24 protein-coding genes are annotated in these 24,878 nt (G+C 66.4%); 13 read left to right on the top strand and 11 right to left on the bottom strand.

The annotated features are described in order from the left end of the window. The 5 genes from HQ354_RS24620 to HQ354_RS24600 all read left to right on the top strand — a co-directional run. A partial coding sequence (locus HQ354_RS24620; protein WP_222634624.1) for a transposase occupies positions 1–227 on the top strand: 227 nt, incomplete at its 5' end. Positions 228–389: 162 nt separating this feature from the next. Then, a complete protein-coding gene (locus HQ354_RS24615) occupies positions 390–1,553 on the top strand; it encodes a histidine kinase (protein WP_222635841.1) in 1,164 nt (387 codons plus the stop codon). Beyond that, a complete protein-coding gene (locus tag HQ354_RS24610; protein WP_222635840.1) occupies positions 1,550–2,203 on the top strand; it encodes a response regulator transcription factor in 654 nt (217 codons plus the stop codon). The genes HQ354_RS24615 and HQ354_RS24610 overlap by 4 nt, the downstream gene beginning before the upstream one ends. Before the next feature lie 91 nt (positions 2,204–2,294). Then, entirely contained in the window at positions 2,295–3,047 is a 753-nt protein-coding gene (locus HQ354_RS24605) for an ABC transporter ATP-binding protein (protein WP_068423985.1), read from the top strand. Beyond that, a complete protein-coding gene (locus tag HQ354_RS24600) occupies positions 3,044–4,426 on the top strand; it encodes an ABC transporter permease (RefSeq protein WP_222635839.1) in 1,383 nt (460 codons plus the stop codon). The genes HQ354_RS24605 and HQ354_RS24600 overlap by 4 nt, the downstream gene beginning before the upstream one ends. A 34-nt stretch (positions 4,427–4,460) precedes the next feature. On the opposite strand, the gene egtD is transcribed toward HQ354_RS24600, so the two are convergent. The 4 genes from egtD to egtA are packed head-to-tail and all read right to left on the bottom strand — an operon-like array spanning position 4,461 to position 8,727. Beyond that, positions 4,461–5,453: an L-histidine N(alpha)-methyltransferase gene (egtD, locus tag HQ354_RS24595; protein WP_068423980.1), complete on the bottom strand. Its 993-nt coding sequence runs from the start codon at positions 5,451–5,453 to the stop codon at positions 4,461–4,463. A 13-nt stretch (positions 5,454–5,466) separates the two neighbouring features. After that, a complete protein-coding gene (gene egtC / locus HQ354_RS24590; RefSeq protein ID WP_068424042.1) occupies positions 5,467–6,198 on the bottom strand; it encodes an ergothioneine biosynthesis protein EgtC in 732 nt (243 codons plus the stop codon). Beyond that, complete coding sequence (gene egtB / locus HQ354_RS24585) at positions 6,191–7,498, bottom strand: ergothioneine biosynthesis protein EgtB (RefSeq protein ID WP_222635838.1); 1,308 nt, start codon at positions 7,496–7,498, stop codon at positions 6,191–6,193. Before egtB ends, egtC begins: the two co-directional genes overlap by 8 nt. After that, the gene (gene egtA, locus HQ354_RS24580) at positions 7,495–8,727 is read right to left on the bottom strand and encodes an ergothioneine biosynthesis glutamate--cysteine ligase EgtA (RefSeq protein ID WP_068423976.1); all 1,233 of its coding nucleotides are present in this window, start codon (positions 8,725–8,727) and stop codon (positions 7,495–7,497) included. Before egtA ends, egtB begins: the two co-directional genes overlap by 4 nt. Before the next feature lie 160 nt (positions 8,728–8,887). On the opposite strand from egtA, the gene HQ354_RS24575 reads away from it, so the two are divergent. Then, the gene (locus HQ354_RS24575; protein ID WP_167677058.1) at positions 8,888–10,057 is read left to right on the top strand and encodes an aminotransferase class V-fold PLP-dependent enzyme; all 1,170 of its coding nucleotides are present in this window, start codon (positions 8,888–8,890) and stop codon (positions 10,055–10,057) included. Here HQ354_RS24575 and HQ354_RS24570 read toward each other — a convergent pair. Next, positions 10,008–10,916: a DMT family transporter gene (locus HQ354_RS24570; RefSeq protein ID WP_084423661.1), complete on the bottom strand. Its 909-nt coding sequence runs from the start codon at positions 10,914–10,916 to the stop codon at positions 10,008–10,010. The genes HQ354_RS24575 and HQ354_RS24570 overlap by 50 nt on opposite strands. A 58-nt stretch (positions 10,917–10,974) precedes the next feature. On the opposite strand from HQ354_RS24570, the gene HQ354_RS24565 reads away from it, so the two are divergent. The 3 genes from HQ354_RS24565 (at position 10,975) to pth (ending at position 13,031) form a co-directional block, all read left to right on the top strand. After that, the gene (locus HQ354_RS24565; protein ID WP_167677056.1) at positions 10,975–11,538 is read left to right on the top strand and encodes a TetR/AcrR family transcriptional regulator; all 564 of its coding nucleotides are present in this window, start codon (positions 10,975–10,977) and stop codon (positions 11,536–11,538) included. Positions 11,539–11,725: 187 nt separating this feature from the next. Further along, positions 11,726–12,370: a 50S ribosomal protein L25/general stress protein Ctc gene (locus HQ354_RS24560; RefSeq protein WP_206030974.1), complete on the top strand. Its 645-nt coding sequence runs from the start codon at positions 11,726–11,728 to the stop codon at positions 12,368–12,370. Between the two features lie 76 nt (positions 12,371–12,446). Beyond that, complete coding sequence (gene pth / locus HQ354_RS24555) at positions 12,447–13,031, top strand: aminoacyl-tRNA hydrolase (protein ID WP_167677052.1); 585 nt, start codon at positions 12,447–12,449, stop codon at positions 13,029–13,031. A 49-nt stretch (positions 13,032–13,080) separates the two neighbouring features. On the opposite strand, the gene HQ354_RS24550 is transcribed toward pth, so the two are convergent. Further along, positions 13,081–14,715 (bottom strand): fatty acyl-AMP ligase, encoded by a 1,635-nt coding sequence (locus HQ354_RS24550; protein WP_068423963.1) that lies wholly within the window; start codon positions 14,713–14,715, stop codon positions 13,081–13,083. A 133-nt stretch (positions 14,716–14,848) separates the two neighbouring features. Between HQ354_RS24550 and HQ354_RS24545 the strand changes: the two genes are divergently transcribed. The 3 genes from HQ354_RS24545 to HQ354_RS24535 all read left to right on the top strand — a co-directional run bounded on the left by HQ354_RS24545 (position 14,849) and on the right by HQ354_RS24535 (position 17,906). After that, positions 14,849–16,519, top strand: coding sequence for a peptide chain release factor 3 (locus HQ354_RS24545; RefSeq protein ID WP_068423961.1), 1,671 nt, complete (start codon positions 14,849–14,851; stop codon positions 16,517–16,519). Continuing rightward, positions 16,519–17,172 carry a nicotinamide riboside transporter PnuC gene (gene pnuC, locus HQ354_RS24540; RefSeq protein WP_222635837.1) on the top strand — a complete coding sequence of 218 codons (654 nt, stop codon included), beginning with the start codon at positions 16,519–16,521 and terminating at the stop codon, positions 17,170–17,172. The genes HQ354_RS24545 and pnuC overlap by 1 nt, the downstream gene beginning before the upstream one ends. Positions 17,173–17,267: 95 nt before the next feature. Next, the gene (locus tag HQ354_RS24535; RefSeq protein ID WP_068424040.1) at positions 17,268–17,906 is read left to right on the top strand and encodes a hypothetical protein; all 639 of its coding nucleotides are present in this window, start codon (positions 17,268–17,270) and stop codon (positions 17,904–17,906) included. Positions 17,907–17,972: 66 nt separating this feature from the next. Here the strand turns inward: HQ354_RS24535 and HQ354_RS24530 are convergent, their stop codons facing one another. The 3 genes from HQ354_RS24530 to HQ354_RS24520 are packed head-to-tail and all read right to left on the bottom strand — an operon-like array spanning position 17,973 to position 21,461. Then, the gene (locus HQ354_RS24530; RefSeq protein ID WP_068424038.1) at positions 17,973–18,695 is read right to left on the bottom strand and encodes a DUF4166 domain-containing protein; all 723 of its coding nucleotides are present in this window, start codon (positions 18,693–18,695) and stop codon (positions 17,973–17,975) included. 34 nt (positions 18,696–18,729) lie between these two features. Beyond that, positions 18,730–20,526, bottom strand: a complete 1,797-nt coding sequence (locus HQ354_RS24525; protein ID WP_068423957.1) for an ABC-F family ATP-binding cassette domain-containing protein — start codon at positions 20,524–20,526, stop codon at positions 18,730–18,732. Next, positions 20,526–21,461, bottom strand: coding sequence for a 4-(cytidine 5'-diphospho)-2-C-methyl-D-erythritol kinase (locus HQ354_RS24520; protein ID WP_114330154.1), 936 nt, complete (start codon positions 21,459–21,461; stop codon positions 20,526–20,528). Before HQ354_RS24520 ends, HQ354_RS24525 begins: the two co-directional genes overlap by 1 nt. A gap of 93 nt (positions 21,462–21,554) precedes the next feature. On the opposite strand from HQ354_RS24520, the gene HQ354_RS24515 reads away from it, so the two are divergent. Then, positions 21,555–22,550, top strand: coding sequence for a YafY family protein (locus tag HQ354_RS24515; RefSeq protein WP_222635836.1), 996 nt, complete (start codon positions 21,555–21,557; stop codon positions 22,548–22,550). Between the two features lie 37 nt (positions 22,551–22,587). Here the strand turns inward: HQ354_RS24515 and rsmA are convergent, their stop codons facing one another. Together rsmA and HQ354_RS24505 are read right to left on the bottom strand one after the other, a co-directional pair. Further along, the gene (rsmA, locus tag HQ354_RS24510; RefSeq protein ID WP_222635835.1) at positions 22,588–23,469 is read right to left on the bottom strand and encodes a 16S rRNA (adenine(1518)-N(6)/adenine(1519)-N(6))-dimethyltransferase RsmA; all 882 of its coding nucleotides are present in this window, start codon (positions 23,467–23,469) and stop codon (positions 22,588–22,590) included. Positions 23,470–23,490: 21 nt separating this feature from the next. After that, positions 23,491–24,618, bottom strand: coding sequence for a resuscitation-promoting factor (locus HQ354_RS24505; RefSeq protein ID WP_222635834.1), 1,128 nt, complete (start codon positions 24,616–24,618; stop codon positions 23,491–23,493). Positions 24,619–24,878: the final 260 nt, after the last annotated feature.

The raw sequence follows: 24,878 nt of genomic DNA, 5'->3' as shown, positions 1-24,878 counted from the left end.
CGATGCGCACGACATTAGCCACCGACGACGGTGCACGCCGCTACTTACGCCGGGGTGCGCTGGTCGAGCCGGTCAACGCTCACCTCAAAGACCGCCGCGGGTTGCGTCGATTCGCGCGCCGCGGTTTAGCGGCTGTGAACGCCGAACTCAAACTCGCCGCCGCGACAACCAACCTGCTCCGACTGTTCACCAGCCAGCCAATCACCCGAGGCGCACTGGCCGCCTGACACGGCAGGGGCCGGTGGCCGACAACATCCACCACCAGCCACCGGCCACCGGCCACCAGAAAACACCAGCCACCAGCCGCCCGCCCGCACACCGATTAAGCAACAAGCTCTGGAGTCCGACTATGCACGCGCGGGTGGCGCAGCCGCACTAGGGTGGATCGGGTGTTCAGGTCGCTCACGCGCTTTCAGATCGCCCTCGACGTCGGTTTCGCCGTCGTCTTCATGGTGCTTCTGTCCAGCGCGGCGATCGCACACAACGGTGTCGCCGCCATCGTCGTCCTCGTCGGATACGGTGTGGCACTTGCGTTGCGGAGGCTGTCCCCGGCGTCGGCGCTCGGTCTGTCGTGGATCTGCGCGATCGGTCAGATGGCCGCGGGCCTCGGCACCCAGGCAGCCAACATCGCCATCCTGTTCGTGCTCTTCGCGACGGCCGCGTACGGATCCACTCGTATCCGTCAGCTCGGCCTGGCGTCGGTGGTGGTGGGCGGTGTCGTCGCCGCCTTGTTCCTCACGTTCGTCGGCGGCGACGCGGACTTCCTGTACGAGGGCACGCGCACCGCGGGCGAGTACGTCCGCCAGCTCGTCATCGTGCTCGTCGGATCGTGGGCGGTACTCGGGCTGTCGTGGTCGCTCGGCCGCATCGCGCTGGCAAATCGCACCACGATCGAAGAGAAACATCAACGGGCCCTGGCCGAGATGGAACAGGCACAGGCGTTGCAGGACATGGCCGTCGAGCACGAGCGCAACCGCATCGCCCGCGACATGCACGACATCGTCGCGCATTCCCTCGCCGTCGTCATCGCACAGGCCGACGGCGCCCGCTACGCACGCGCCTCGGATCCCGAGTCGGTCGACAGGGCCCTCGGCACCATCGGGGCCACCGCGCGCGACGCGTTGCGCGACGTCCGCGGAGTGCTCGCCCAACTCCGCCGCAGCGCCGACGACGTCCCCGCTACCGAGTCGCAAGACCTCGGCACACTCGTGGATCGCATGCGCACGGCGGGGCTGCGGATCGACCTCACCGGCGCAGACGACGTCGAAGCGCTCGGTGCGAGTGGACAGCTCACGCTGTATCGCATCGCGCAGGAGGCGTTGACCAATGCTCTCCGCCACGGGGATTCGTCGCACCCGGTCTCGGTACACCTGACGTCCGACGACGCAGGGACGACCATGACCGTGCGCAACCGCGTGCGCAGCACAGACGGTTCGGCCGGACACGGCCTGGTAGGAATGCGTGAGCGGGCAGCACTGTCCGGGGGTACGTTGACGACCGGTCTCGACGAAGGAGTATGGACACTCGTGGCACGAATCCCGGTAGCCCGATGACACGGATCCGCGTCGCGCTCGTCGACGACCAGCAACTGTTTCGAGCAGGCATCAGGATGCTCGTGTCGTCGCAACCCGATCTCGAGTTCGTCGGCGAGGCCGGAAACGGCCGTGAGGGAGTCGACTTGGCGACGACGGTATCCCCCGACGTCGTGCTGATGGATATCCGCATGCCCGTGCTGGACGGTATCGCGGCCACCGAGGAGATCGTCGCCGCGTCGACGACTCCTCCGAAGATCGTGGTGCTGACGACCTTCGACCTCGACGAGAGCGCAGCGCGTGCCATCAAGGCGGGCGCGAGCGGATTCGTGCTCAAGGACGCGGACCCGGAGTTCCTGCTGGCCGCCATCCGCACGGTGCATGCAGGAAATTCGGTGATCGCCGCGTCGGCGACGACGGCTCTGCTGAACCACTTCACCGAGACACCTGCCGACCCGGTCGTTCCTGAGCCGTTCACTCGCTTGACCGCCCGCGAACAGGAGATCTTCCGGCTCGCGGCGAAAGGCATGAGCAACTCCGAGATCGCGACGAGCGAGTACCTCAGCGAGGCGACGGTCAAGACCCACATCAGCCGAATCTTCACCAAACTCGACGTGCGTGACCGAGTGCAATTGGTGGTGTACGCGTTCGAGCACGGGTTGGTGCACTGACGCACCCGTACCCACACATCATCCCCGAGATGTACGACGACTGGCCTGCAGCCTGATTCTTCTGCGGCCGCGCGCTTCTAGCGTTTCAGGCATGACCACAACACATCCGCCCGTCGCTCGGGTACACCAGGTTCGCAAAAGCTACGGGGACACGACGAACACCGTCCACGCTCTCGACGGCGTGTCCCTCGACATCCATCGCGGCGAATTCACCGCGATCATGGGGCCGTCGGGCTCCGGCAAGTCGACGCTGATGCATGTCATGGCCGGCTTGGATTCGGTCTCGTCGGGCCGCGTCGCGCTCGCCGACACCGACATCACCGATCTCGGCGACGACGCCCTCACCGAACTGCGGCGTCGGCAGATCGGGTTCATCTTCCAGTCGTTCAATCTCGTTCCGACGCTGAATGTCCGGGCGAACATCATGTTGCCGTTCGAGCTCGACGGCCGCGCGCCCAGCGATGCGGAAGCGGCCTGGGTCGAGCATCTGATCTCGACGCTCGGTCTCGGTGCACGGACGGGTCATCGGCCACATCAATTGTCCGGCGGCCAACAGCAACGCGTCGCGATCGCTCGGGCACTCGGGTCGCGTCCACACCTGATCTTCGCCGATGAGCCCACCGGGAATCTCGATTCCCGCACCGGGCGCGAAGTGCTGTCGCTGCTTGCCGCAGCCGTGCGCGAGTACGGACAGTCGATCGTCATGGTCACCCACGACCCCGTCGCGGCCGGGTACGCCGATCGCATCGTGTTTCTCGCCGACGGACACATCGTCGACGAGCGTCGCCGATCGACACCCGAACAGATCTCCAGCTACATGCTCGCGATGGAGACGGCGGCATGAGGGCGATGACGAACTCGTCCGGACGACGAGAGCACGGTGCGAGCATTCTGGTGACGGCGTTGGCGTCGTTCTTCGGTGTCGTCCTGATCCAGGCGACGGCGTTCCTGCTCGACATCTTCGGGGACGACGGCGAGGGCTCGGTCGCGATCGCACTGTACTGCGTCGCCATGGTCTTCATTCTGCTGGCGTTGTACGTTGCTGCGGTCGTCACGGCCAACACCTTCGGGACCATCGTGGCGGGACGCACCAAAACCATTGCGTTGCTCCGACTTCTGGGCGCGTCCGGCCGCGAGCTACGCCGTTCGGTGTCGCGCGAAGGACTGTCCGTCGGATTCTTCGGAGCGGCAGTCGGACTCGTGGTGGGCGTCGCATCCAGCCACCTCGCGCGGGCGATTGCCGTGTCTTCCGGCAAGCTGCCCGACGTCGCCTACACGACGGTTCAGCCCCTTGTTGCGACGCCCGTCGTCATCGTCGTCGGAACCACGTGGGCCGCGTCGTACATCGGGGCGAAACGGGTACTGGACGTCACGCCGATCCAGGCCACCGGGGCCGTCGTCGACGTGCCAGGAGGCAGTGCGCCACGACGCACCGCGCGTACGGCGTCGGCGATCGTCCTGATCGCGGGAGGCGTGATTCTGCTCGGCCTGGGTGTCGTCGTCGGAACCGTCACGCCCGCAGGTGTTCTCGTTGCGTTCGCCGGCGGGGCCGCGTCGTTCACGGGAGTCATGGTGGGTGCGCGTCGGATCGTGCCGTGGTTGCTGCGGGTGGTGGGTCGACTGTTCGGAGCCTCGCCGTCGGCGCGGCTGGCGTCAGCCAACGCCACGCGGTACCCCGAACGGAGTACGCGCACCGCGCTGGGTCTGCCGATCGGGGTGACGCTGGTGGTGACGTTCTCCGTCGCGATGTACAGCTACCGTTCGATGCTCGAGAACGAGTTCAGTGCCGAGTCGCTCGATCAGGTTCTGACCGTGACCGTCGGTATCATGACCGGCTTGATCGGGTTCTCCGGTGTGATCGCCGCGGTCGGAATGGTGAACAACTTGTCGCTCAGCGTCATGCAGCGGACCCGCGAGCTGGGGCTGTTGCGCGCACTCGGCTTCACGCGCAAGCAGATTCGCAGCATGATCGTGTCCGAGAGCGCGCAGATGGTGATCGCATCGATGGGGTTCGGGCTGCTGCTCGGCATCGTCTACGGGTGGGCCGCGGCGCAGTCGCTGCTGGGGTCGATCGCGCAGTCGGGCATCACGGTGCCGACACTCCCGTGGGCCGTCATCGCGGGGACGGTGCTGTGCGCCGCAGTGCTCGCCCTCGTCGCATCGCTGGTCCCGTCGCGTCGAGCCACCAGGATCTCGCCGGTTGTCGCGCTGAGTGAGGCATAGCCACCCGTGCATGGAAAGTCGTAGCCCAGGCCAGCTATCCGCGCACAGGCGCCGAAGGCGCCCTTCGCGCAAGGATCAACGCGAATCGATCCTGCGGATCGGTCCAGAACTCGTCGATGCGGAAGCCCGCGTCGACGAGTTCCTGCTCGATACCGTCGCGCCTGAACTTCGCCGAGATCTCCGTCCGCAGCTCTTCGCCGTCCTCGAAGGTGACGTCCAGATCGAGATCGTCGATCCGGACGTGCTGTGTTCCCTTGGCACGAAGGCGCATCTCGATCCACTCGGCCTCGGAGTTCCACAGAGCGACGTGCTCGAACTTCTCGGGATCGAAGTCGGCACCCAGGCGAGAGTTGAGTACCGACAACACGTTCCGATTGAATTCGGCCGTGGTGCCGATCGAGTCGTCGTACGCCGGAACGAGAACGTCGGGATCGATCACCAAACCCACTCCCAGAACGAGGAATTCGTCGGCGACGAGTGCCTGCGCGATGTCGGCGAGAAAGATCGCTCTCTCGTCGGGCACGAGATTGCCGAGCGTGCCGCCCAGGAATGCGATGGTCCGACGTCCGTCGGCAGGCAGGTTGTGCAGCGTGTCGGTGAAATCGCTGACGATCCCCTGTATCTCGAGCGCGGGAAACTCCTGCGAGAGCTGCTCGATCGCTCCCGTCAACGCGGACGGAGACACGTCCTGCGGAACGTACTTGCGCAGCGAGCCGTGCTTCGTTCCGGCGGCAAGCAGCAGACGGGTCTTGTCCGACGAGCCGGAACCGAGCTCGACGAGAATCGCGGCGTCGGTGCGCTCGGCGATGTCGTACGCGTGCGCTTTGATGAGAGCACGCTCGGTGCGGGTCGGGAAGTATTCGGGGAGTTCGGTGATCTGCTCGAACAGCTCGCTGCCCGCGGCATCGTAGAACCATTTGGGCGACAACCACTTCGGCGACGCCGTCAGACCCTGCCGCACATCGGCGCGTAGATCGTCGAGCAGCCGTTCCGGCGAGATGTGGACGTCGAGCGCGGTGTCGGACATGGGTCTCCTTCGGTCAAAGATCGGTGATGTCGATGTGACCCGGTCGAGCGCACACGAATTGGTGATCGCCGATCGGGGTCCACGCGGGGTTGTCGTCGAGCGGTTCGGACGCCACGGTGACGGAGTCGCCGGTGTCCAACACCGCGAGCGAGTGATACATGGTGGTGGCGTACAGGGTTCGGCCGTCGCCGAGAAGGAGATTGAGCCGAGGTTTCGGCGACGCGGCCTGAACCCGGGATGCCAACTCACGCAGGGCCTTCTCGGGTTCGTGGTCGCGCAGGAGGTGCCTCAGGATGACCCACAATGCGGCGGAATCCGTCGGAGCGGGCAGCGTCAACAGATCGAGCGTCGGGACCTCGGACGCGAGTTCGACCAGTACCTCGGGAAACCCGAACACGACCCCGTTGTGGCTGAAGGCCCAGGTGTCGTCGGTGAACGGCGCGCAGGCGCTGCGTTCGACCGGCATGCCGACCGTCGCGGACCGTACTGCGGCGACGACCGCCGTGGATTCGACGCCGGCCAGAACGTCGTCGACGGCAGGATCGGACCAGATCGGCATCGCATTGCGGTAGGAGGACACACCACCTCGACCCCACCACGCGGCACCGAAACCGTCGGCATTGATGGTTCCCCCGCCGCGCATGTCCTTCGGTGCGTAGGACTGCACACGCAGAGAATGGGAACCGGCCGTCAGTACGTCACCGACCCCACGGAGGGGCCCGAGATAGCCCAGATGCCTACACATCGACGACGTCTCGCGCACAGCGGATTCCGGAGAATATCTGCCTGCGAATCGGGTGGTCCCAGTTGCGGAACGTGCCGCGGCAGGCGACCTCGTCGGTGCCGAAGGAACCACCGCGCAGCACGCGATAGTCCCCACTCCAGAACACCTCGGAGTACTCCGCGTACGGGAACGCCTCGAATCCCGGATACGGCTCGAAGCTCGACGACGTCCACTCCCAGACGTCGCCGATCAGCTGCTGCACGCCCTGCGCCGACGCCCCTGCCGGGTAGGCGCCGACGTCGGCCGGCTCGAGATGTCGTTGACCGAGGTTGGCGTGCGCCTCGCTGGGTTCGGCGTCGCCCCACGGGTACTTGCGCACTGTCCCCGTCGTCGGGTCGAACCGCGCGGCCTTCTCCCACTCGGCCTCGGTGGGCAGACGCTTGCCTGCCCAGCGCGCATACGCCTCGGCCTCGAAGAAGCACACGTGCACGACGGGCTGATCCGGACGTACCTGCGCCGAGACACCGAACGCCCGACGCCACCACGCACCGCCCGAGTCGCGCTCCCAGAACTGCGGTGCCTGCAGCTTCTCGGCAGTCCGATGCGCCCAGCCGCGTTCGCTCCACAGTTCGGGCCGTTCGTAGCCGCCCGCATCGATGAACGCGGCGTACTGAGCGTTGGTGACAGGGGCGACGTCGATCGCGAACGACGGCACGTAAGTCGAATGTGCAGGCCGTTCGTTGTCGAGCGCCCACGGGTCGAGCGAGGTCCCCATCGTGAACTCCCCACCTGCGACGACGACCTCCCCCGACGCGGGCACACGGGCCGGCGGGGGCGGAGGCGCCGTCAGCACCGCAGGGCCGACGCGCAACTGATGCGTCGCCAACATCGTCTCGTCGTGCTGCTGTTCGTGCTGCGCGACCATGCCGAACGCGAACCCGTCGCGTTCGAGTCGACGGCCGTCCAGCGGGCTGGTGCCCAGCACGTCCCACACCTTGTCGCGCACCGTCGAGACGTACGCGCGCGCTTCGTCGGGCGTCAGAAGCGGTAGCGACGGCCGGCTCGACCTGGAGTGCTTGAACGCGTCGTACAGTTCGTCGATGTCGCGGCGCACCGGCTCACGGCCACCGACGTCGCGAACCAGCCAGAGCTCTTCCTGGTTGCCGATATGCGCGAGGTCCCACACCAGTGGGCTCATCAGCGGCGAATGCTGTGCGATCAGATCCGTCTCGTCGACGCACTGAGTGAGGGCTTCGCTGCGGGCCCGGCTGCGCGTCAGGACCTTCTCGACGGCACTTCTCAGCTGCTCGGTCTCGGTCATACCGGCTCCCTGTCGGTCGAACGTCTCGGAACGGTCGACGTCGGTGTTTCGCCGCGGCGACATCGCTCGGCGGTGAGCATGAGCATCTCGCCGTACTCGACGGAATGTTCGGCGGCGAGGCGCAGCACATCCTCGGCCCCGTGCCGGAATTCGGCGTCGGCGAGGCCGACCCGGGCTGCGTCCGTCCACCGGCCCGACGTCGGACCTGCAATCGAACAGGCCGCGTCGGTGACGGCCGGGCTGGACAACAACGCGTCGAACGCGGCGGCGGGAACGACCCACTGGTTGTCCGGCTGCGCGTCGAGATATCGGATCTCGAGATGCCCGCATGCCCGTACGTGCGGAAACAGCGTCGTGAGGTGGTAGTCCAGGTCGGCTTCGGTGGGACGGCGGCCGATCGGTGCTTCGTCGGCGATCCAGTCCGCGAACGACATTCCCTCCGGGGCCTCCCAGTTCTCGGTCTCCCCGCGAATACACAGCAACGGCACGTCGACGGCCCAGGCTGCGTAGTCGGTCATGGGGTCACCGGTGCTCGGGACGTCGGTGCGCGAGCCGTCCAATTCCAGCCACGTGCGCATGCGTTGCGACGCCCACCCGTCGTCCGGCGCGCCGTGCAGCTGCGGCGAACACGCGAAGGCCGCGACGAATGCAGGACCGATGGCCTCGAGCATCTGCCACCTGCGCGTGACGTCGGCGCGGTCCGCCCCGGCGTCGACGCTGATCTGCGTCGCGGCGGTGTTGCACATCATCAGTTTGCCGAACGGGCCGATGGTGGTGAAGCGGTTCTCCATCGCGCAGTAACGCGGCAGAACCAGAAGGCGCCTCGCGGCACGCTCGGTGTCCGCGGGAATCGACGAGAGGGCGACGCCGTGAGTGCGGAGCAGGTCCTCGACGTGGAGGGCGTCGGAATCGACTGCGTCCTGTAGTTCGCGCACCGAAGCGAACGGCGAGCTGGAAAGTTCTATCTGGCCGCCCGGTTCGATGGTGACGGCGCTTCCGCCCGGCAGAGGCGAGGCGGGTGAATCAGGTGAGATGCTGCGCGGCGCGAACTCTCCCAGAGCGGTCGCGAGATGGTCGAGAGACGGCCTGTCGCCGTCGGCAGTGTGCGTCAGAAATTCCAATTCGGCACCGATGAGCTGCGGTGGACCGAGTTTGAAACAGACACTTGCGACATATGCTTCTGCCGCTGGGCGCGAACTCAATTCGAGGGACTTCTCGTTGGACGACATGGGAGCCTCCTAGCTCTCGTCCCCACTACCCCGGGTGGTATCACCGAAAACGCGCGGGCCGTTGGCGCCCGAACGGCTTCCCGTGTGAAAGCCTGTCTTCGACACTAGCCACGAGTTCACCACAGCGCACCGACAAATACCGTCTCCGGAAGGCGCCGAGATGTTCGACCTGGACCGAATCCGTCGCGATACCCCTGCCGCGGAGACCACCGTGTTCCTCGACAGCGCAGGATCCTCGCTCCCACCGACACCGGTCGTCGAGACCGCCGTCGCGCATCTGCGTCGGGAAGCGGAGGTCGGCGGCTACCGGGCAGCGAACGAACGCATGTCCGATCTCGCGGGCGTCAAGAGTTCGATCGCGACGTTGATCGGAGCACACGCGTCGGACATTGCGTTGAGCGACAGCGCAACTCGCGCGTGGAGCGATTTCTTCTATTCGATCCCGCTGGCCGAGGGCGACCGCGTGCTGCTGTGCGAGGTCGAGTACGCGAGCAACGCGATCGCGGCGCTGCAGCGGGCCGAGGCTGTCGGAGCCGTCGTCGAGTTCGTGCCGAGCGATCCGAGCGGGCAGATCGACCTCGACGCGTTCGAGAAGATGCTCGACGATTCCGTCCGCGTCGTCTCGCTCGTGCATGCACCGACCAACGGTGGATTGGTCAATCCGGCGCGTGAGGTCGCCGAACTGGCTCACCGCCACGACGCGCTCGTACTGCTCGATGCGTGCCAGTCGATCGGCCAGATACGCGTCGACGTCGACGAACTCGGCGTCGACGCACTCAGCGCGACCGGTCGAAAGTGGTTGCGAGGACCGCGCGGCACCGGATTTCTGTACATGCGTCCCGAGTTGGCGACGACCCTCGAACCGCCCGCTCTCGACCTGCACAGCGCGCAGTGGACGGGCGAGAACGACTTCCGGCTCGCGCCCGACGTGACGCGCTTCGAGTTCTGGGAATGCGACGTCGCGGCCCGGCTGGCGTTGGGTACTGCCGTCGACTATCTGCTCGACATCGGCATCGACAACGTCCAGGAAGCCGTCGTCGAACGCGCCGAGTATCTGCGCGCGGCGCTGCGTGGTGTGGGCGGGGTGACCGTGCACGACCTCGGTGAGCGCAAGAGCGGCATCGTCTCGTTCACCGTCGACGGCAAGGCGCCGATCGACGTACGCGATGCCCTCGCTCAGCGAAACGTGACGGTCACCGTCAGCCATCGGCGTTCGACGCTCGTCGACATGACACAGCGTGGACTCGACGCCGTCGTCCGGGCGTCGCCGCACTACTTCGTCACCGTCGAGCAATTGGACGAGATGGTCGCGGCGCTTCGCGCCTCGTGAGCGCGAATGTACAGCGGGCTATATATTCGCGCGCACAGACGACGGAGGCGCCGATCACCGCCAACCACGTGATCGGCGCGTCGAACATCAGGAAGGCCCACACCATCGTCGTCGCGGGCGTCAGAAGCAGCAGACTGCTCGCGGTGGTCGCGCCGCGGCGTCGCACCACGAACAGGTAGACGCCGTACGCGCCGAACGTCGACAACACGACCAGCCACCCGACGGCCACCCAGAATCCCGACGTCATGGGAGGCGCCACGTCGTCGGTGACGACGTTCCACGCCATGAACAACGTCGCCGCGACTGCACCCTGAACGAACATCGCGAGGGGGATCGGATCGTTCGTCTGCATCCTGCGCTCGAGCACGGTGCCGACGGACAACGAGAGCATCCCGACGACCGGGAGCAGATACGCCGGCCACGCCGCGCTGCCGCCACCGAGGTCACCCGCGACGACGAGAATCACCCCGCCGAAGCCGACGGCCATCGCGACCGCACGCTCTCGCCCGAACCGCTCGCCGAGCAGACGCGTCGACAACGCGGCGACGACGAGGGGCTGCATCGCGGCGATCAGTGCGGACGTGCCGGCGGGGACCCCGGCCGCGACACCCGCGAAGATGCACGCGAGGTAGAGGAACTGACAGAAGAAGCCGAGCACCACCTGTCTGCGAACGCTCGTCCACGTCGGGCGCAGTCCCCTGAACCAGCACCACAGCCCCAGGATCACGACGGCGACCACGTAGCGCCAGCCCAACAGCGTGTTCGCCGACGTGTAGGCCGTCCCCAGTTCCGCGCCGATGAACCCGGAGCTCCACAGGATCACGAGAGAGATCGAGGCAACAACGTCCGTTCGAGTCATACCAGCGAGGTAACCATACAGGTCTGTATACTTGCAGTGGACCTGTGAAGGAGACCACATGACGAAGGCGCTCACGCCTGCCGGCGAACGCATCCTGACCGTCGCCAGCGCGCTGTTCTACGACCGCGGAATTCGTGCTGTCGGCGTCGACCTCATCGCCGACGAGGCAGGCACGACGAAGAAGACCCTTTACGACCGGTTCGGATCCAAGGACGGGCTGGTCATGCACTACCTGCAGCGGCGCTTCGAACGGTGGTGCGCTTTCGTCCTCGACTACCTGGAGCCACTGCCCGCGGGATCCGAGCGCATCCTCGGCGTCTACGACGCGTTGGCCGCGTGGATGCGCGACAACCACCGCGGATGCGGGTTCGTCAACGCGTTCGCCGAGTACGGCGGCACGGACCACCCGGCACTCGACGTCATCCGCTCGGAGAAGGAGTGGACGCGGGCACTGTTCGAGCGCTTGGCCACCGAAGCAGGCCTGGCGTCGCCCCACGAACTCTCGGTGCGACTGTCCCTGATCCACGAGGGTGCCGTCGTCATGAGCACCGCGGGAGCACGCGACGACGCGGTCCACGTGGCGCGTGATGTCGCGACACGACTCGTGCACGAAAACACATAGCCCGCTATGCATTGTCGTGCACGTGCGCCGCAGGCGCCCATGGTGTAAAGTATTCCGGGTTGTCTCGGCGAGGGTAGGTCCCCGACAGGAACTACCGTGATCGACGCGGCTCGGCCCCTGGGCCTTGCTCGTTCGTGTCTGCCCCGACGAAGCCAAGTCCACCCAGTGAATGCAGGAGCCGTTCTTCATGTCAGACACCAACAACCTCAAAGCGATCGTCCGCACCGAATTCGGCAAGGGCGCAGCTCGTCGCACGCGTCGCGACGGCCAGGTCCCCGCAGTTCTGTACGGACACGGCACCGACCCCCAGCACCTCGCGGTCGACTACCGCGCATTCGCCGCCATCCTGCGTAAGGACGGCACCAACGCTGTTCTGTCGCTCGACATCGACGGCAAGGAGCAGCTCGCGCTGACCAAGTCGGTCGTCGTTCACCCGATCAAGCGCAACATCGAGCACGCCGACCTCCTCGTTCTGAAGAAGGGCGAGCGCGTCACCGTCGAGGTCAACATCGTCGTCGAGGGCGATGCAGCTCCGGGCGCACTCGTCACCACCGACACCGCCGCCGTCGAGATCGAGGCAGACGCGCTGTCCATCCCCGAGTCCCTCGAGGTCTCGGTCGAGGGCGCCGAGATCGGCACCCAGATCACCGCAGCAGACCTGACGCTGCCGTCCGGCGTCACCCTGGTGTCCGACCCGGAGACGCTGCTCGTCAACGTCGTCGAGGCTCCGTCCGAGGCTGCACTCGAGGCAGAGGCCGAAGGCGACGAGGCTCCGACCGGCGACGTCGTCGACGAAGAAGGTGCATCCGAGGAGAGCTCCGACGAGAGCTGATCTCACCTGCTCGAAACGCGCCGCTCCCCATGGTCGGGAGCGGCGCGTTTTTCGTTTCGCCGCTCGATGAGAAAGTATGAACACCGTGAACGACACCGCGCTGATCGTCGGCCTCGGCAATCCGGGGCCGCAGTACGAGACAACTCGCCACAACGTGGGCTTCATGGTCGCGGACGTACTCGCGGCACGCATCGGCGCGAAGTTCTCGTCGCACAAGAAGTCGAATTCCGATGTCGTGCAGGCACGTTCGAACGATCGCCCCGTCGTCGTCGCGAAGCCTCGGACGTTCATGAACCTGTCCGGCCAACCCGTCGCGGCGCTGGCGCGCTTCTTCTCCGTCGAACCGGCGAACATCATCGTGATTCACGACGAGCTGGACATCGACTTCGGCACCATTCGACTCAAGGTCGGCGGCGGCGAGGGCGGCCACAACGGATTGCGGTCGATCTCGCAGCACCTGTCGACGAAGGACTACCAGCGCGTGCGCGTCGGCGTCGGCCGCCCGCCGGGCCGGATGGATCCGGCCTCCTACGTTCTCAAACCGTTCTCGGCCGCGGAACGCAAGGACCTCGGCGTCATCTGCGAGGAAGCCGCCGACGCGGCCGAACTGATCCTGCGCGTCGGGCTGGAGGCCGCGCAGAATCAAGTGCACATGCGCTGACGCTCCCGTGCGTGCGAATGTGTAGCCCTCTATACATTCGCACGCACGACTAGCCCAGCAACGCAGCCGAATTCGCGCGACGCAGCTTGCCCGACGACGTCTTCGGAATCGAACCCGGCCCGAGCACGGCGACGGTACGCGGGCGCACTCCGACCTCCGAGTACACCGCGTGCACGAGTTCGCGTTCGATGCGCTTGACCTCGTCGGGATTCTGATAGTCGTTCGTTTCGACTGCGACGGCGAAGCTTTCGCGCTTCTCCCCCGCGTCGAGCCGGATCGCGACGGCGTTACCCGGCCGCACTCCCTCGACCGACGCGGCGGCTCGCTCGATGTCGGTCGGATAGATGTTGCGGCCGCCCATGATGATGACGTCCTTGATGCGACCGCACACCACGACGAGTCCTTCTTCGGTGAAGTAGCCGACGTCGCCGGTATCGAGCCACCCGTCGGAATCCTGGGTGGGCACCGGACCGTCGACGGTGATGTACCCCGGCGTGACGGCCTTGCCGCGGACCTCGATGATGCCGACACCGCGCGGGGTGAGAACCTGCCCCTCCTTGTCGACGACGCGTCCCTCGAGCCCTGGAACCATCTTGCCGAGCGTCGCGAGCCGTCGGACGTTGCCCTTCGTCGCGGGAACGGCACGGCCCATGGCTTCGAGCAGGTCCGCGTCGACGACGTCGAGAACCTGCCCCTGCCCCGGATCCGGAATGGACACTGCCAGCGTCGTTTCCGCCATTCCGTACACCGGAGCAAGGGCATGTGGATCGAGCCCGTACGGCGCACCGGCCTCCGCCAACGCGATCATGGTGTCGGGGTCGACCGGCTCGGCACCGTTCCACGCGTACCGCAGCGTGCTGAGGTCGAGATCCATACCGTCCTCGGCCTGACGAAGCCGGCGAGCCAACAGCGAGTACGCGAAATTCGGTGCGGCCGTGACGGTCCCGCGATACTTGTGAATCAGCTTGGCCCACAACAGAGGTGAACGCAGAAAGTCGAGTGGCGTCACGCTGACGACCTCGGCACCGACCTGCATCGGCACGGTCAGGAACCCGACCATCCCCATGTCGTGGAACAGCGGGAGCCAGCTGATCATGACGTCGGAGTCGACGTCGAACTTGATGCGATCGATCATCGCGTAGGCGTTGACGTAGAAGTTCTCGTGCGTGATCCGCACGGCCTTCGGCGACCCGGTGGATCCGGAGGTCAACTGCTGCAACGCGATATCGGACTCGTCGGTCGGAATCGGGTCGACGTCGCGACCGCCCCGCATGTCCTCGATCTTCAGCACCGTGATGCCGCGCTCCTCGAGCACCGGCGCGGCGATGTCGAACGGGGCACCGAGGATCACCGCTTTGGCCTCGATCATGGTCACGACCGTCTCGGTGTCCTCACCCCACACCGCCAGATCGGTGCGCGGCGTCGGCTGATGCAGCATGGTGACCGAACCACCGCGCATCCACGCCGCCTGACACGCAGGGGCGATGTCGACGGGTTGACCGGCGAGAATGCCGATGGCGTCACCGTGGCCGATGCCCGCGTCGGCAAGCGCTCCCGCCATCTTGCGCGCCACCCGATGGATCTCGCCCCACGACTGTCGGAGAGCCTCGTCGGGTTCACCCGTGACGAGCCCGCGGGGACTGCTCGCCGCCGTGGCGAACATTTCTTCCGTGAACTTACTCATGGGCGTCTCCTCGCTCGTCCAGCGTCGCGCTTACGGGTATTCCATCGAAGCTCCGTGCGGGAACCGTTACCGCTCCTGGCTCCGAGTACCCTGGTACCGGCAACAAACCCCACTCCACCCAAAAGAGGTTCGCTTGAGTACGCCCGATTCGGTAGACGTCGGCACTACCCCCACCGAGTCGGCACCGAGCCAGCCGAAGAACGCGCACAAGGAACTCGCGTCCGAAGTCGCCCGTCGTCGCACCTTCGCCGTCATCTCGCACCCGGACGCCGGTAAGTCGACGCTCACCGAAGCGCTCGCACTGCACGCCCGTGTGATCTCCGAGGCCGGTGCCATTCACGGCAAGGCCGGTCGTCGTTCGACGGTGTCCGACTGGATGGAGATGGAGAAGGCCCGCGGTATCTCCGTCAGTTCCACGGCGCTGCAGTTCAACTACCAGGTCGATCCGACCGTCGACGACACCAACGTCATCAACCTCGTCGACACCCCTGGTCACGCCGACTTCTCCGAGGACACCTACCGCGTGCTGACGGCCGTCGACGCGGCCGTCATGCTCATCGACGCCGCGAAGGGCCTCGAACCGCAGACCCTCAAGCTGTTCCAGGTCTGCCGCCAGTTCGGTATCCCGGTCATCACCGTGATCAACAAGTGGGACCGCCCCGGCCAGTCACCGTTGGAACTGCTCGACGAGATCGAGCAGCGCATCGGACTGACGCCCACGCCGCTGTACTGGCCCGTCGGTATCGCGGGCGACTTCCGCGGGCTTCTCGACGTCCGGGCAGGCAACTACATTCGCTTCACGCGCACGGCAGGTGGCGCGACCATCGCCCCCGAGGAACTGCTCGACGCCGACGCCGCTCTCGCGCGCGAGGGCTCGGAGTGGGAGACCGCGCTCGAGGAGAGCGAGCTGCTCGTCTCGAGCGGACAGGCTCACGATCAGGAATTGTTCCTCGCCGGCCAGACGTCACCGGTCATCTTCGGCTCCGCGATGCTGAACTTCGGTGTCCGCCAGATCCTCGACACGTTGGTCGCCCTCGCACCCGCGCCCGGCGCCCGTGAGGACATCAAGGGCGGCACGCGCGAGGTCACCGACCCGTTCAGCGCCGTCGTCTTCAAGGTGCAGGCGGGCATGGACACCGCACACCGCGACCGTCTCGCGTTCATGCGCGTCGTCTCCGGCGTGTTCGAACGCGGCATGGTCGTCACCCACGCACAGACCGGGAAGCCGTTCACCACCAAGTACGCGCTGACGGTGTTCGGCCGCGAACGCTCCACCGTCGAGAACGCCTACCCGGGCGACGTCGTCGGCCTCGTCAACGCGACCGCGCTGGCGCCCGGGCACACGCTGTTCACCGACAAGAAGGTCGAGTACCCGCCGATCCCGTCCTTCGCGCCCGAGCACTTCGCGGCCCTGCGCGTCGACAGCGCGGACAAGTACAAGAAGTTCCGACGTGCCGTCGAGCAGATGGACTCGGAAGGCGTCGTACAGGTGTTGCGCAACGACATTCGCGGCGACGCCTCCCCTGTGCTCGCTGCCGTCGGCCCGATGCAGTTCGAGGTCGTCACGGCCCGCATGAAGACCGAATTCGGCGTCGACGCCCGACTCGAGCCGCTCGGATACTCCGTCGCGCGCCGCACCGACGCCGAGTCGGCCACCGAGTTGGGCCGTCAGCGCGGCGTCGAGGTCTTCACGCGCACCGACGGGGCGTTGCTCGCGCTCGTCAGCGACAAGTGGCGTCTGCAGTACCTCGAGAAGGAAATGCCGGAACTGACGCTAGAGCCTCTGGTCGCCGCAGGCGAATAGTGCTCATCCAGCTGCTCGACGCGCAGGTATCCATCGCGGGTCATGCAATTCTCTGGCGGGAGATCGTCGGAAACGGGTTCGGGTTGGCGTCGGCGATCGGCGGGATGCGACGCGTCGTCTGGGCGTGGCCGGTGGGCATCGTCGGCAACGCCCTGCTGTTCACGGTGTTTCTCGGCGGCGTGTTCCACACTCCGCAGGCACTCGACCTCTACGGCCAGGCCGGCAGGCAGCTGCTGTTCATCACGGTCAGCGTCTACGGCTGGTGGCGCTGGGCGCGAACCGCACGAACCCACGCACGGCCGGTGATGCCCCACTGGGCTTCGACGCGGGAACGCGTGGCGATGATCGCCGTCATGGTGGTGGGTACCGTCGGCTTCGCGCAGCTCTTCGACTACCTCGGCTCCTACGGAAAGTGGGCCGACGCCTGGATCTTCACCGGCTCGCTGCTCGCCACGTTCGGAATGGCCCGTGGCATCACCGAGTTCTGGCTGATCTGGATCGCCGTCGACGCCGTGGGCGTTCCCCTCCTGTTCAGCGCCGGTTTCTACCCGTCGGCTGTGCTGTATCTCGTGTACGCCGCGTTCGTTCTGTGGGGCTTCACAGCATGGTTTCGCATCCAGAATCGGAAAGAACGCGAGAAGATCACCCCTTAAACAGACGAAGTGTTATTCTTCCGAGGTCCGAACGGGCTTCGAGTTTGTTTAGAGCTCGAAGCCGAAGGGTTCATGCCGACGACTCGGGGTTGAAGATGACACAGGGATCCAGCTATCCGCTGGCGGGTATCAAGATCGGCCAGGCGCCGGCTCACCGGTTGACCACGCCCACTCCCACACTGGCTCCGGGAGTCTCCGCGGCCAAGTCCGACACTCCGGAATCGGTGGATCGCACGAGCACTTCGGCGCCCGCAGAAGCATCGCTCGACAAGGTGAAGCCCCAGGCGTCGGAGTCGAGTTCCCGCACGTCCGACGCGAAGAAGCATGTCGACACCACCAAGACCGAGCAGCCATCCCAGGAATCGAACGAGGTTGAAGTGACCAGTAGCGAGCAGATCTCCGAGCACGGCCTGCCCACCAACGGCCGGTCGAACACGCATGCATCGAACAGCACGAGCTCCTCGTCGAGCATCGGCCGCAGCGGTGCACCCGACCGTCGCACCGCCATGGGCGTCGCATCGGTACGTATCGCCGGACGCTTGACGCAGAACGAGTTGGGCAGCCGCACCGGCGACATCCGCACTCCCGACACCTCCGTCGGTCCCGACGAGCTGCTGCAGCTCCTCGGTGAGTACCTCGTCTCCGGCGGACTTCAGAACCCGGAAATCCACGTCCGCTCCAACGGCCAGACCATCGTGCTGGATCTGCTCAACCCCGCCAAGGGATATCGCTGACCCTCCCCCTGAACGGGTGTGGACCTTCCGTCCGAGGGGGCCGGAAGGTCCACACCCGTGTGGGAGCTACTCCCGGCGTTCGAGCCGCGTCGGCTTGGCGGACGCGGGAATGTCGCCCGCCGGGCACGGCCGCTCCTCGGCCGTGAACCACCCGCGGTAGAGGAACAGACGACCCATCACCGGTGACGTCACCTCGATCTGGATGCGGTGTCGCTGCTCGTGTTCGTCCCACCATTCGCGACCGATGGTCGTCGCCGACGCGAGGTGTGGAGTGGGCACGCCCAACACTTTCGGGGCGCCGCTTTCCAGAACCAGGCCACCGTCGTCGTCGACGCTGCACGTCGTGCGCACGATCATGTCCGAGTGAAATCCCAGGTAGTCCAGCGCATGCCCTGGACTCGTGGATACGGTCGGCGTCACCATCACCGAATTCATCCCCTGTGGCGAACCGGCGAACGAGAAGCGACGCACGAACGAGAGGGTGTCACGCCCGAGCTCGTCCACGTAGGCGTAGTTGACGATCGTGAACGGAACGTCGCGGGCCTTGCCTCCGGGGAACAGACCCCGTCGCGCCCCCAGCCACAACATCGGAGGCGGAATCAGCGCCGAGTGCGTCATCTCCTCCATGACGCCGACCCCGACCTGGCAACGCTCGTCGGACGCCGACAAACCGAAGCGCCACTGCACCTTCGGGTGAAGTTCGTCGAAGGCATCTCCCAGGGCGGTCCGGACGACCGACGTCGTTGCTCGGGCCGTCGCGGCCGGTGTGTGCGATTCGCCAGATCCCATCTTCACACCGTACGCAACGATGCGACCACGCACGTCAGTCGAGTTCGGCGGCGAGCTCCATCCATCGCTCCTCGGCGACGTCCTTGTCGGCGACGACTTTCTTCAGTTCCGTGTCCAGCTCGACGAGCTTGCCCGGATCCGTCGCGGCCGCAGCGAGTTCGGCGTGCAGCGCCACTTCCCGATCGGACAGCCGTACGACGAGCTTTTCCAGCTTGCTCAGTTCCTTGCGCGCCGCGCGTTCCGATGCCGCGTCGCGCACGGCCTTCTTCGCCGGGCCACCGGTCGTCAGGGAATCCGGGGCCGCGTCCGCCGCCAGCACCGCGCGCCTGCGCAGGTACTCCTCGATGCCGCCCGGAAGGTTGGTCAGCTTGCCGTCGCCGAACAGTGCCCACGTCGAGTCACAGATGCGCTCGATCAGGTACCGGTCGTGACTGATGACGACGAGCGTGCCTGCCCAGCCGTCGAGCAGATCTTCGAGCTGCTGCAGCGTGTCGATGTCGAGGTCGTTGGTCGGCTCGTCGAGCAGCAGCACGTTGGGCTCGGCCATCAGCACACGGGTGAGCTGCAGGCGGCGTCGTTCTCCACCGGACAGATCGCCGACAGGAGTGCGCTGACGCGCAGGCGTGAACCCCAGCCGCTCCGCGAGCTGGCCTGCCGAAATTTCCTTGTCGCCCAGCGTGATTCGCTCGGCGACCTCCTTGACGGCTTCGAGTACCCGCAGGGTCTTCGGCAGGTCGTCCAATTCCTGCTTCAGCCAGCCGATCTTGACGGTCTGGCCCTGAATTCGCTTGCCCGCCGCCGGTTCCAGTTCGCCGGCCAGCGTGCGCAGCAGAGTAGTCTTGCCCGAGCCGTTGACGCCGACGAGGCCGACGCGTTCTCCCGGCGCGAGACGCCACGTGAAGTCCCGCACCAGGACCCGGCCGTCGGGCGTCTCCAGACGCGCATCCTCGAGTTCGATGACGACACGCCCCAGCCTGCGGGTCGCGAACGACGCCAGCGCCACGGAGTCACGGGGCGCGGGGACGTCGGCGATCAGCGCCTCGGCGGCTTCGATGCGGTACTTCGGCTTCGACGTTCGAGCGGGCGCACCGCGGCGCAGCCATGCGAGTTCCTTGCGCGCCAGGTTGCGTCGACGTTCCTCCGACGCGTCGGCCTGACGAGCGCGTTCGGCCCGCGCGAAGATCCAGTCGTTGTAGCCACCCTCGTACGCTTCGACGCGGCCGCCGACGACCTCCCACGTCCGCGTCGCGACGGTGTCGAGGAACCAGCGGTCGTGCGTGACGACGACGAGTGCACTGCGTCGCGAAACCAAGTGCGCCGCAAGCCATTGCACACCTTCGACGTCGAGGTGGTTGGTGGGCTCGTCGAGTACGAGAAGGTCGAGATCCTGTACGAGAGCCGCCGCCAGTGCGACGCGTCGGCGCTCGCCTCCGGACAGGTTGTCGATCGACGCGTCGAGACCCGAACTGCCCTCGGGACCGAGATCGGCGATTCCGATGCCCGTCAATATGTTTCGGACGCGCGCGTCACCGGCCCATTCGTGTTCTGCCATGCCGAGCGGATCCAGAACCACCTGTCCGACGGTCGATCCGGGCGGCAGGACACCGCGCTGCGTGACGACGGCCATCCGCAGTCCCCCGACGCGGCTGACGCGGCCCGAGTCCGGCGGTTCGAGCCCGGCGAGCACCTCGAGCGTCGTCGTCTTCCCGCCGCCGTTGAGGCCGACCATTCCGATGCGTTCGCCCTCCTGCACGCCGAGGGAGACACCGTCGAGAAGTGGCTTGACGCCGAAGGACTTCGAGACGTTTTCGAGGTTGACGAGATTGACCATCAAGAAAAACCAATCGATTCACTAGTAACGACACGAGCGCCGGGAACCGGACCGCTCGCAACACGCACGGTGCGGCACACGCCTGCACCGGACAGTTCGGCACCGACCGCGACGGCAGTGTCGGAGTCGGCACACAGGAACGCACACGTCGGGCCCGAACCCGACACGATGCCCGCCAACGCGCCTGCCGCGACGCCCGCGCGCAAGGTACGACGCAATTGCGGGAGCAACGACACCGCGGCGGCTTGCAGATCGTTGCCGAGCAACGGCGCCAACGCCGTCGCATCCCCGGATGCCAGGGCATGCATCAGCTCTTCGGGTTCACCGATGCGCGGCGGTGAACCCTTCTCGCGAAGTTCGTCCAGTTCGCGGAACACGGCGGGAGTCTGCAAGCCGCCCTTGGCGAGCGCGAGCACCCAGTGGAACGTGTTGCGCGACAACACGGGAAGCAGTTTCTCACCGCGTCCGGTTCCGACGGCGGTGCCGCCGTGCAGAACGAACGGCACGTCGCTGCCGAGCTGGGCGGCCAGGTCGGTCAGTTCCTCACGCGACAGATCGAGCTCCCACAGCGCGTTCAATGCGACCAACGTCGCCGCCGCGTCGGTGCTGCCACCCGCCATGCCACCGGCGACGGGGATGCCCTTGTCGATGGTGATGTCGACGAGCGGCTCGCGGCCGACCGCGCCGGCAAGCAGGACCGCAGCTTTCCACACGAGGTTCCGCTCGTCGGTCGGAACGGACGACGCGTTCTCGCCCCGCACGGACACCCTCAGAGCTTTCGCGGGCACGACCGAGACCTCGTCGGACAGCGACAGCGCCTGGAAGACCGTCGTCAGCTCGTGATAGCCGTCGGCGCGCTGGTCACCGACCGACAGGTGGAGGTTGACCTTCGACGGCGCCCGAACGACGACGGGGCTGGGAACGACTGAGAGCACGAGAGTCAACAGTAGTGGAGAAATGCGACGACACTCCTCCTGCCCGCTGATCGAGGACGGCAATCGTCCGCGATCGATGCCATCATCTGAGCTATGCGGGAAACATCGGCACGACTGCTCAGATTGTTGTCGCTGCTGCAGACACGTCGGGACTGGGCGGGCGCGGACCTCGCCGAGCGCCTGAATGTCACGCCGCGAACCGTGCGCCGCGACGTCGACAAGCTCCGCGAGATCGGCTACCCGGTCAACGCCACCTCGGGCGTCGGCGGCGGATATCAGCTGGGTGCAGGCGCCGAGATGCCCCCGCTGCTTCTCGACGACGACGAAGCGCTCGCCGTCGCGTTCGGCCTGCAGAGCGCGGCCGGCGGCTCGGTCGCGGGCATCGGCGAGGCCTCGCTGCGGGCGCTGACCAAATTGCGTCAGGTGATGCCGTCGCGCATCCAACATCGACTCGACGCGTTGCGGATCGACGTCGTCGAGCGGCCCGCGCGCTCGGCCGTCGACGCGTCGGTTCTCGCGACCGTGGCGGGCGTCTGTCACAACCGTGAACGCCTGCGCTTCGACTACCGCAGGCACGACGGCACCGAAGCCAGGCGCGAGGTCGAGCCGTACAGCCTCGTGCGTGCCGGTGCCCGCTGGTATCTGCTCGGATGGGACATCATGCGCGACGACTGGCGGTCCTTCCGCGTCGACCGCATGGACCCGAAGATCCCGACGGGTCCGCGGTTCACGCGTCGCGAACTTCCCGACGGCGGTGCCGCGGCGTTCGTCGCGAAAGGAATCGACCACCCGTACACGCAGGTGAAAGCGCGAATCCTGTTGCACGCGGCCATCGAGACGATCGCGCCGATGGTCGACGAGCACTGGGGCACACTCGAATCCGGCACCGACGACACGTGCACGATCGTGTTGTCGGGCGATTCGCTGCAGTCGATCGCGCGGTGGCTGTACGCCTTCGACACCGATTTCACCGTCGTCGAACCCGCCGAACTGCGCGACGAATGCCGGAAGGTCGCCGAATGGCACAGCAAAGTGAGTGAGCGGTACCTGGCGAGTGTGCGCGCTCCCGCCGGCATCGATGGTCCGTAGCAACTGTCTATCGGATGCCGCGTGACATCGATGCCGATCAGGAAGACGGGGTGACGCCGGCAAGACGCACGTACGCGGCCGCGTCGAGAGTCTCCCCACGCGCCGACGGGTCGATGTCCGCCGCACGCAGACGACGCTCGGCTTCGACTGCCGAACCCGCCCAACCGGACAACGCCGCACGTAATGTCTTGCGCCGCTGCGCGAATGCGGCATCGACGACCGAGAACACGCGACGGCGATGTTCGTCGTCCATCGACCACGGCGGGTTCTCGTACCGGTCGATACGCACGAGCCCGGATTCGACTTTGGGCACCGGCCAGAACACCGAACGACCAACGGAGCCTGCACGTTTGACGGTGCCGAAGAAGTTGGCCTTGACGCTCGGGATGCCGTAGATCTTGCTGCCCGGATCCGCGGCGAGACGGTCGGCGACCTCTGCCTGCACCATCACCAAGGCGGTGCGTAGCGACGGCAACTCCGAGAACAGGTGCAGCAGAACGGGAACCGCGACGTTGTACGGAAGGTTGGCCACCAGCGCGGACGGCTCGCCCGGAATGTCCGACGCACGCACCTTCATCGCGTCGGACAGAACGACGGTGAGCTGATCGGCCTGCGACGGCGCACGTTCGGCGGCAGTGATCGGCAACCGCGCGGCGAGTTTCGGGTCGATCTCGACGGCGACGACCGCGTCGGCGACATCGAGGAGCGCAAGCGTCAGCGATCCGAGACCGGGGCCGACTTCGAGAACGGTGTCGGCGCCACCGACGCCGGCCGACGCGACGATGCGACGCACGGTGTTGGCGTCGTGCACGAAGTTCTGTCCGAGCGTCTTGGTGGGACGGACGTCCAATTCTGCGGCGAGAGATCGCACTTCCGCGGGCCCGAGCAACGCCGCGGGTTCCCTCACATGTTCTGACACTTCGAAGACTGTACGCACCCGCTACCGGTAGCCGAGACGGCTGGTGCAGGCAGGCCACGCGCCCCAGCCCTGCGACTTCTGGGTGACCGACGCAATCGCGATCTGCTCCTCGCGCGTCGCGAGGTCGGCACGAGGCGCGTAGCGGAGGCCGCCCTGGCGCTCCCACGTGTTCTGGTCGAACTGCACGCCGCCGTAGAAACCGTTACCGGTGTTGATGGCCCAGTTACCGGTGGCCTCGCACTGTGCGAGCGCATCCCAGATGGCACCGTTCTCGACGGGAGGGACTTCGGTGCCGGGCTTCGAGCCGACACGGACGACCTTCGGCTGCGCGGGGACCTTGACGTCCTCGGTGACCTTCTCGCGTCCGACTTCCTGGCCGTTGACGAGGTTGATGTTCCACGTGATGTCGGAGACGCCCGGCGAACCAGGGTTCTCGACGACGGTGCGGCTCATGTTCATCGTCGGATCCTCGATGCGCTGCTCGGGGGCTGCGACCTCGGTGGTCTCCGACTTGGTCTCGGTGCGGTCGCGCGTCACGACGATCTGGGCACCCTCGGTGACCTTCTCGTCGGGACCCGGCGTCACGGTGTCGGCCTGCTCGAGCGGCATTCCCGCTTCCTCGAGGAACTCGCGCACGGTCGGCGCGGCCAGGGTCAGAGGCGTCGGCGCCGCGGCGCCGTCGACGACGGAGACCTCCTTCGGCGTCGCGACGTCGAGGTTCGTTCCCTCGAGCGGCAGACGCTCACCGCGCGAGGCGGACACATGTACGTCCTCGGCGAGATCCATCTGTGACAACGCCTCGTCGACGGTCAGCGCCGTCGTCCAGATCTGCTCTTCCTGGCCGTCGACGGTCACGTTCAGCTCGCGCGCGCGACGCAGGACGACGGTTTCGCCGTCGGACAGTTCGGTGTCACCGGCCGGGGCGACGAGATCCTTGTCACCCGGGGCGTATCCGGCGGCTTCCAAGGCTCCGTTGACGTCGGACGTCATCGTGCTGAGTGAGATCAGCTCACCGTCGACGTCGATCGTCACCGTCTTGTGACGTGCGACCGCGACTGCGCCGCCGACGATGAGAGTGGCCAGCAGAGCGGCGACTACCAGGTACAACGTGAGCGACCTGGTCGAATTCAGGCGGGTAATACCAGACAAAGCAATTCCTGGACTCGGGAGCGTTACCGTTTCGCGAAACGCCCGGCGGGGGGATCACGGTACGGTAACGAAAAGGTGGAGTTCCCGCAACCGAGGTGCGGCTACGCCACCCGTGCGCGCTCGGTTGGCCCAGGGAGCCTGTTGCTTAATTGAGGGTGTTTCGCTCGAGTGGTGGTGGGCCTGCTTTGGGATGATGGCTGGGTGGCGCGTGACTATCGACCTTCCGGTCTCGATCAGGGGTTTTTGATTCCACCCGATAT

The organism is Rhodococcus sp. BP-261 (assembly GCF_019835205.1).
GTDB lineage: Bacteria > Actinomycetota > Actinomycetes > Mycobacteriales > Mycobacteriaceae > Rhodococcoides > Rhodococcoides kyotonensis_B.
Note: the sequence above shows the minus strand (reverse complement) of the source record. Positions and strands in the feature narration are given on the sequence as shown.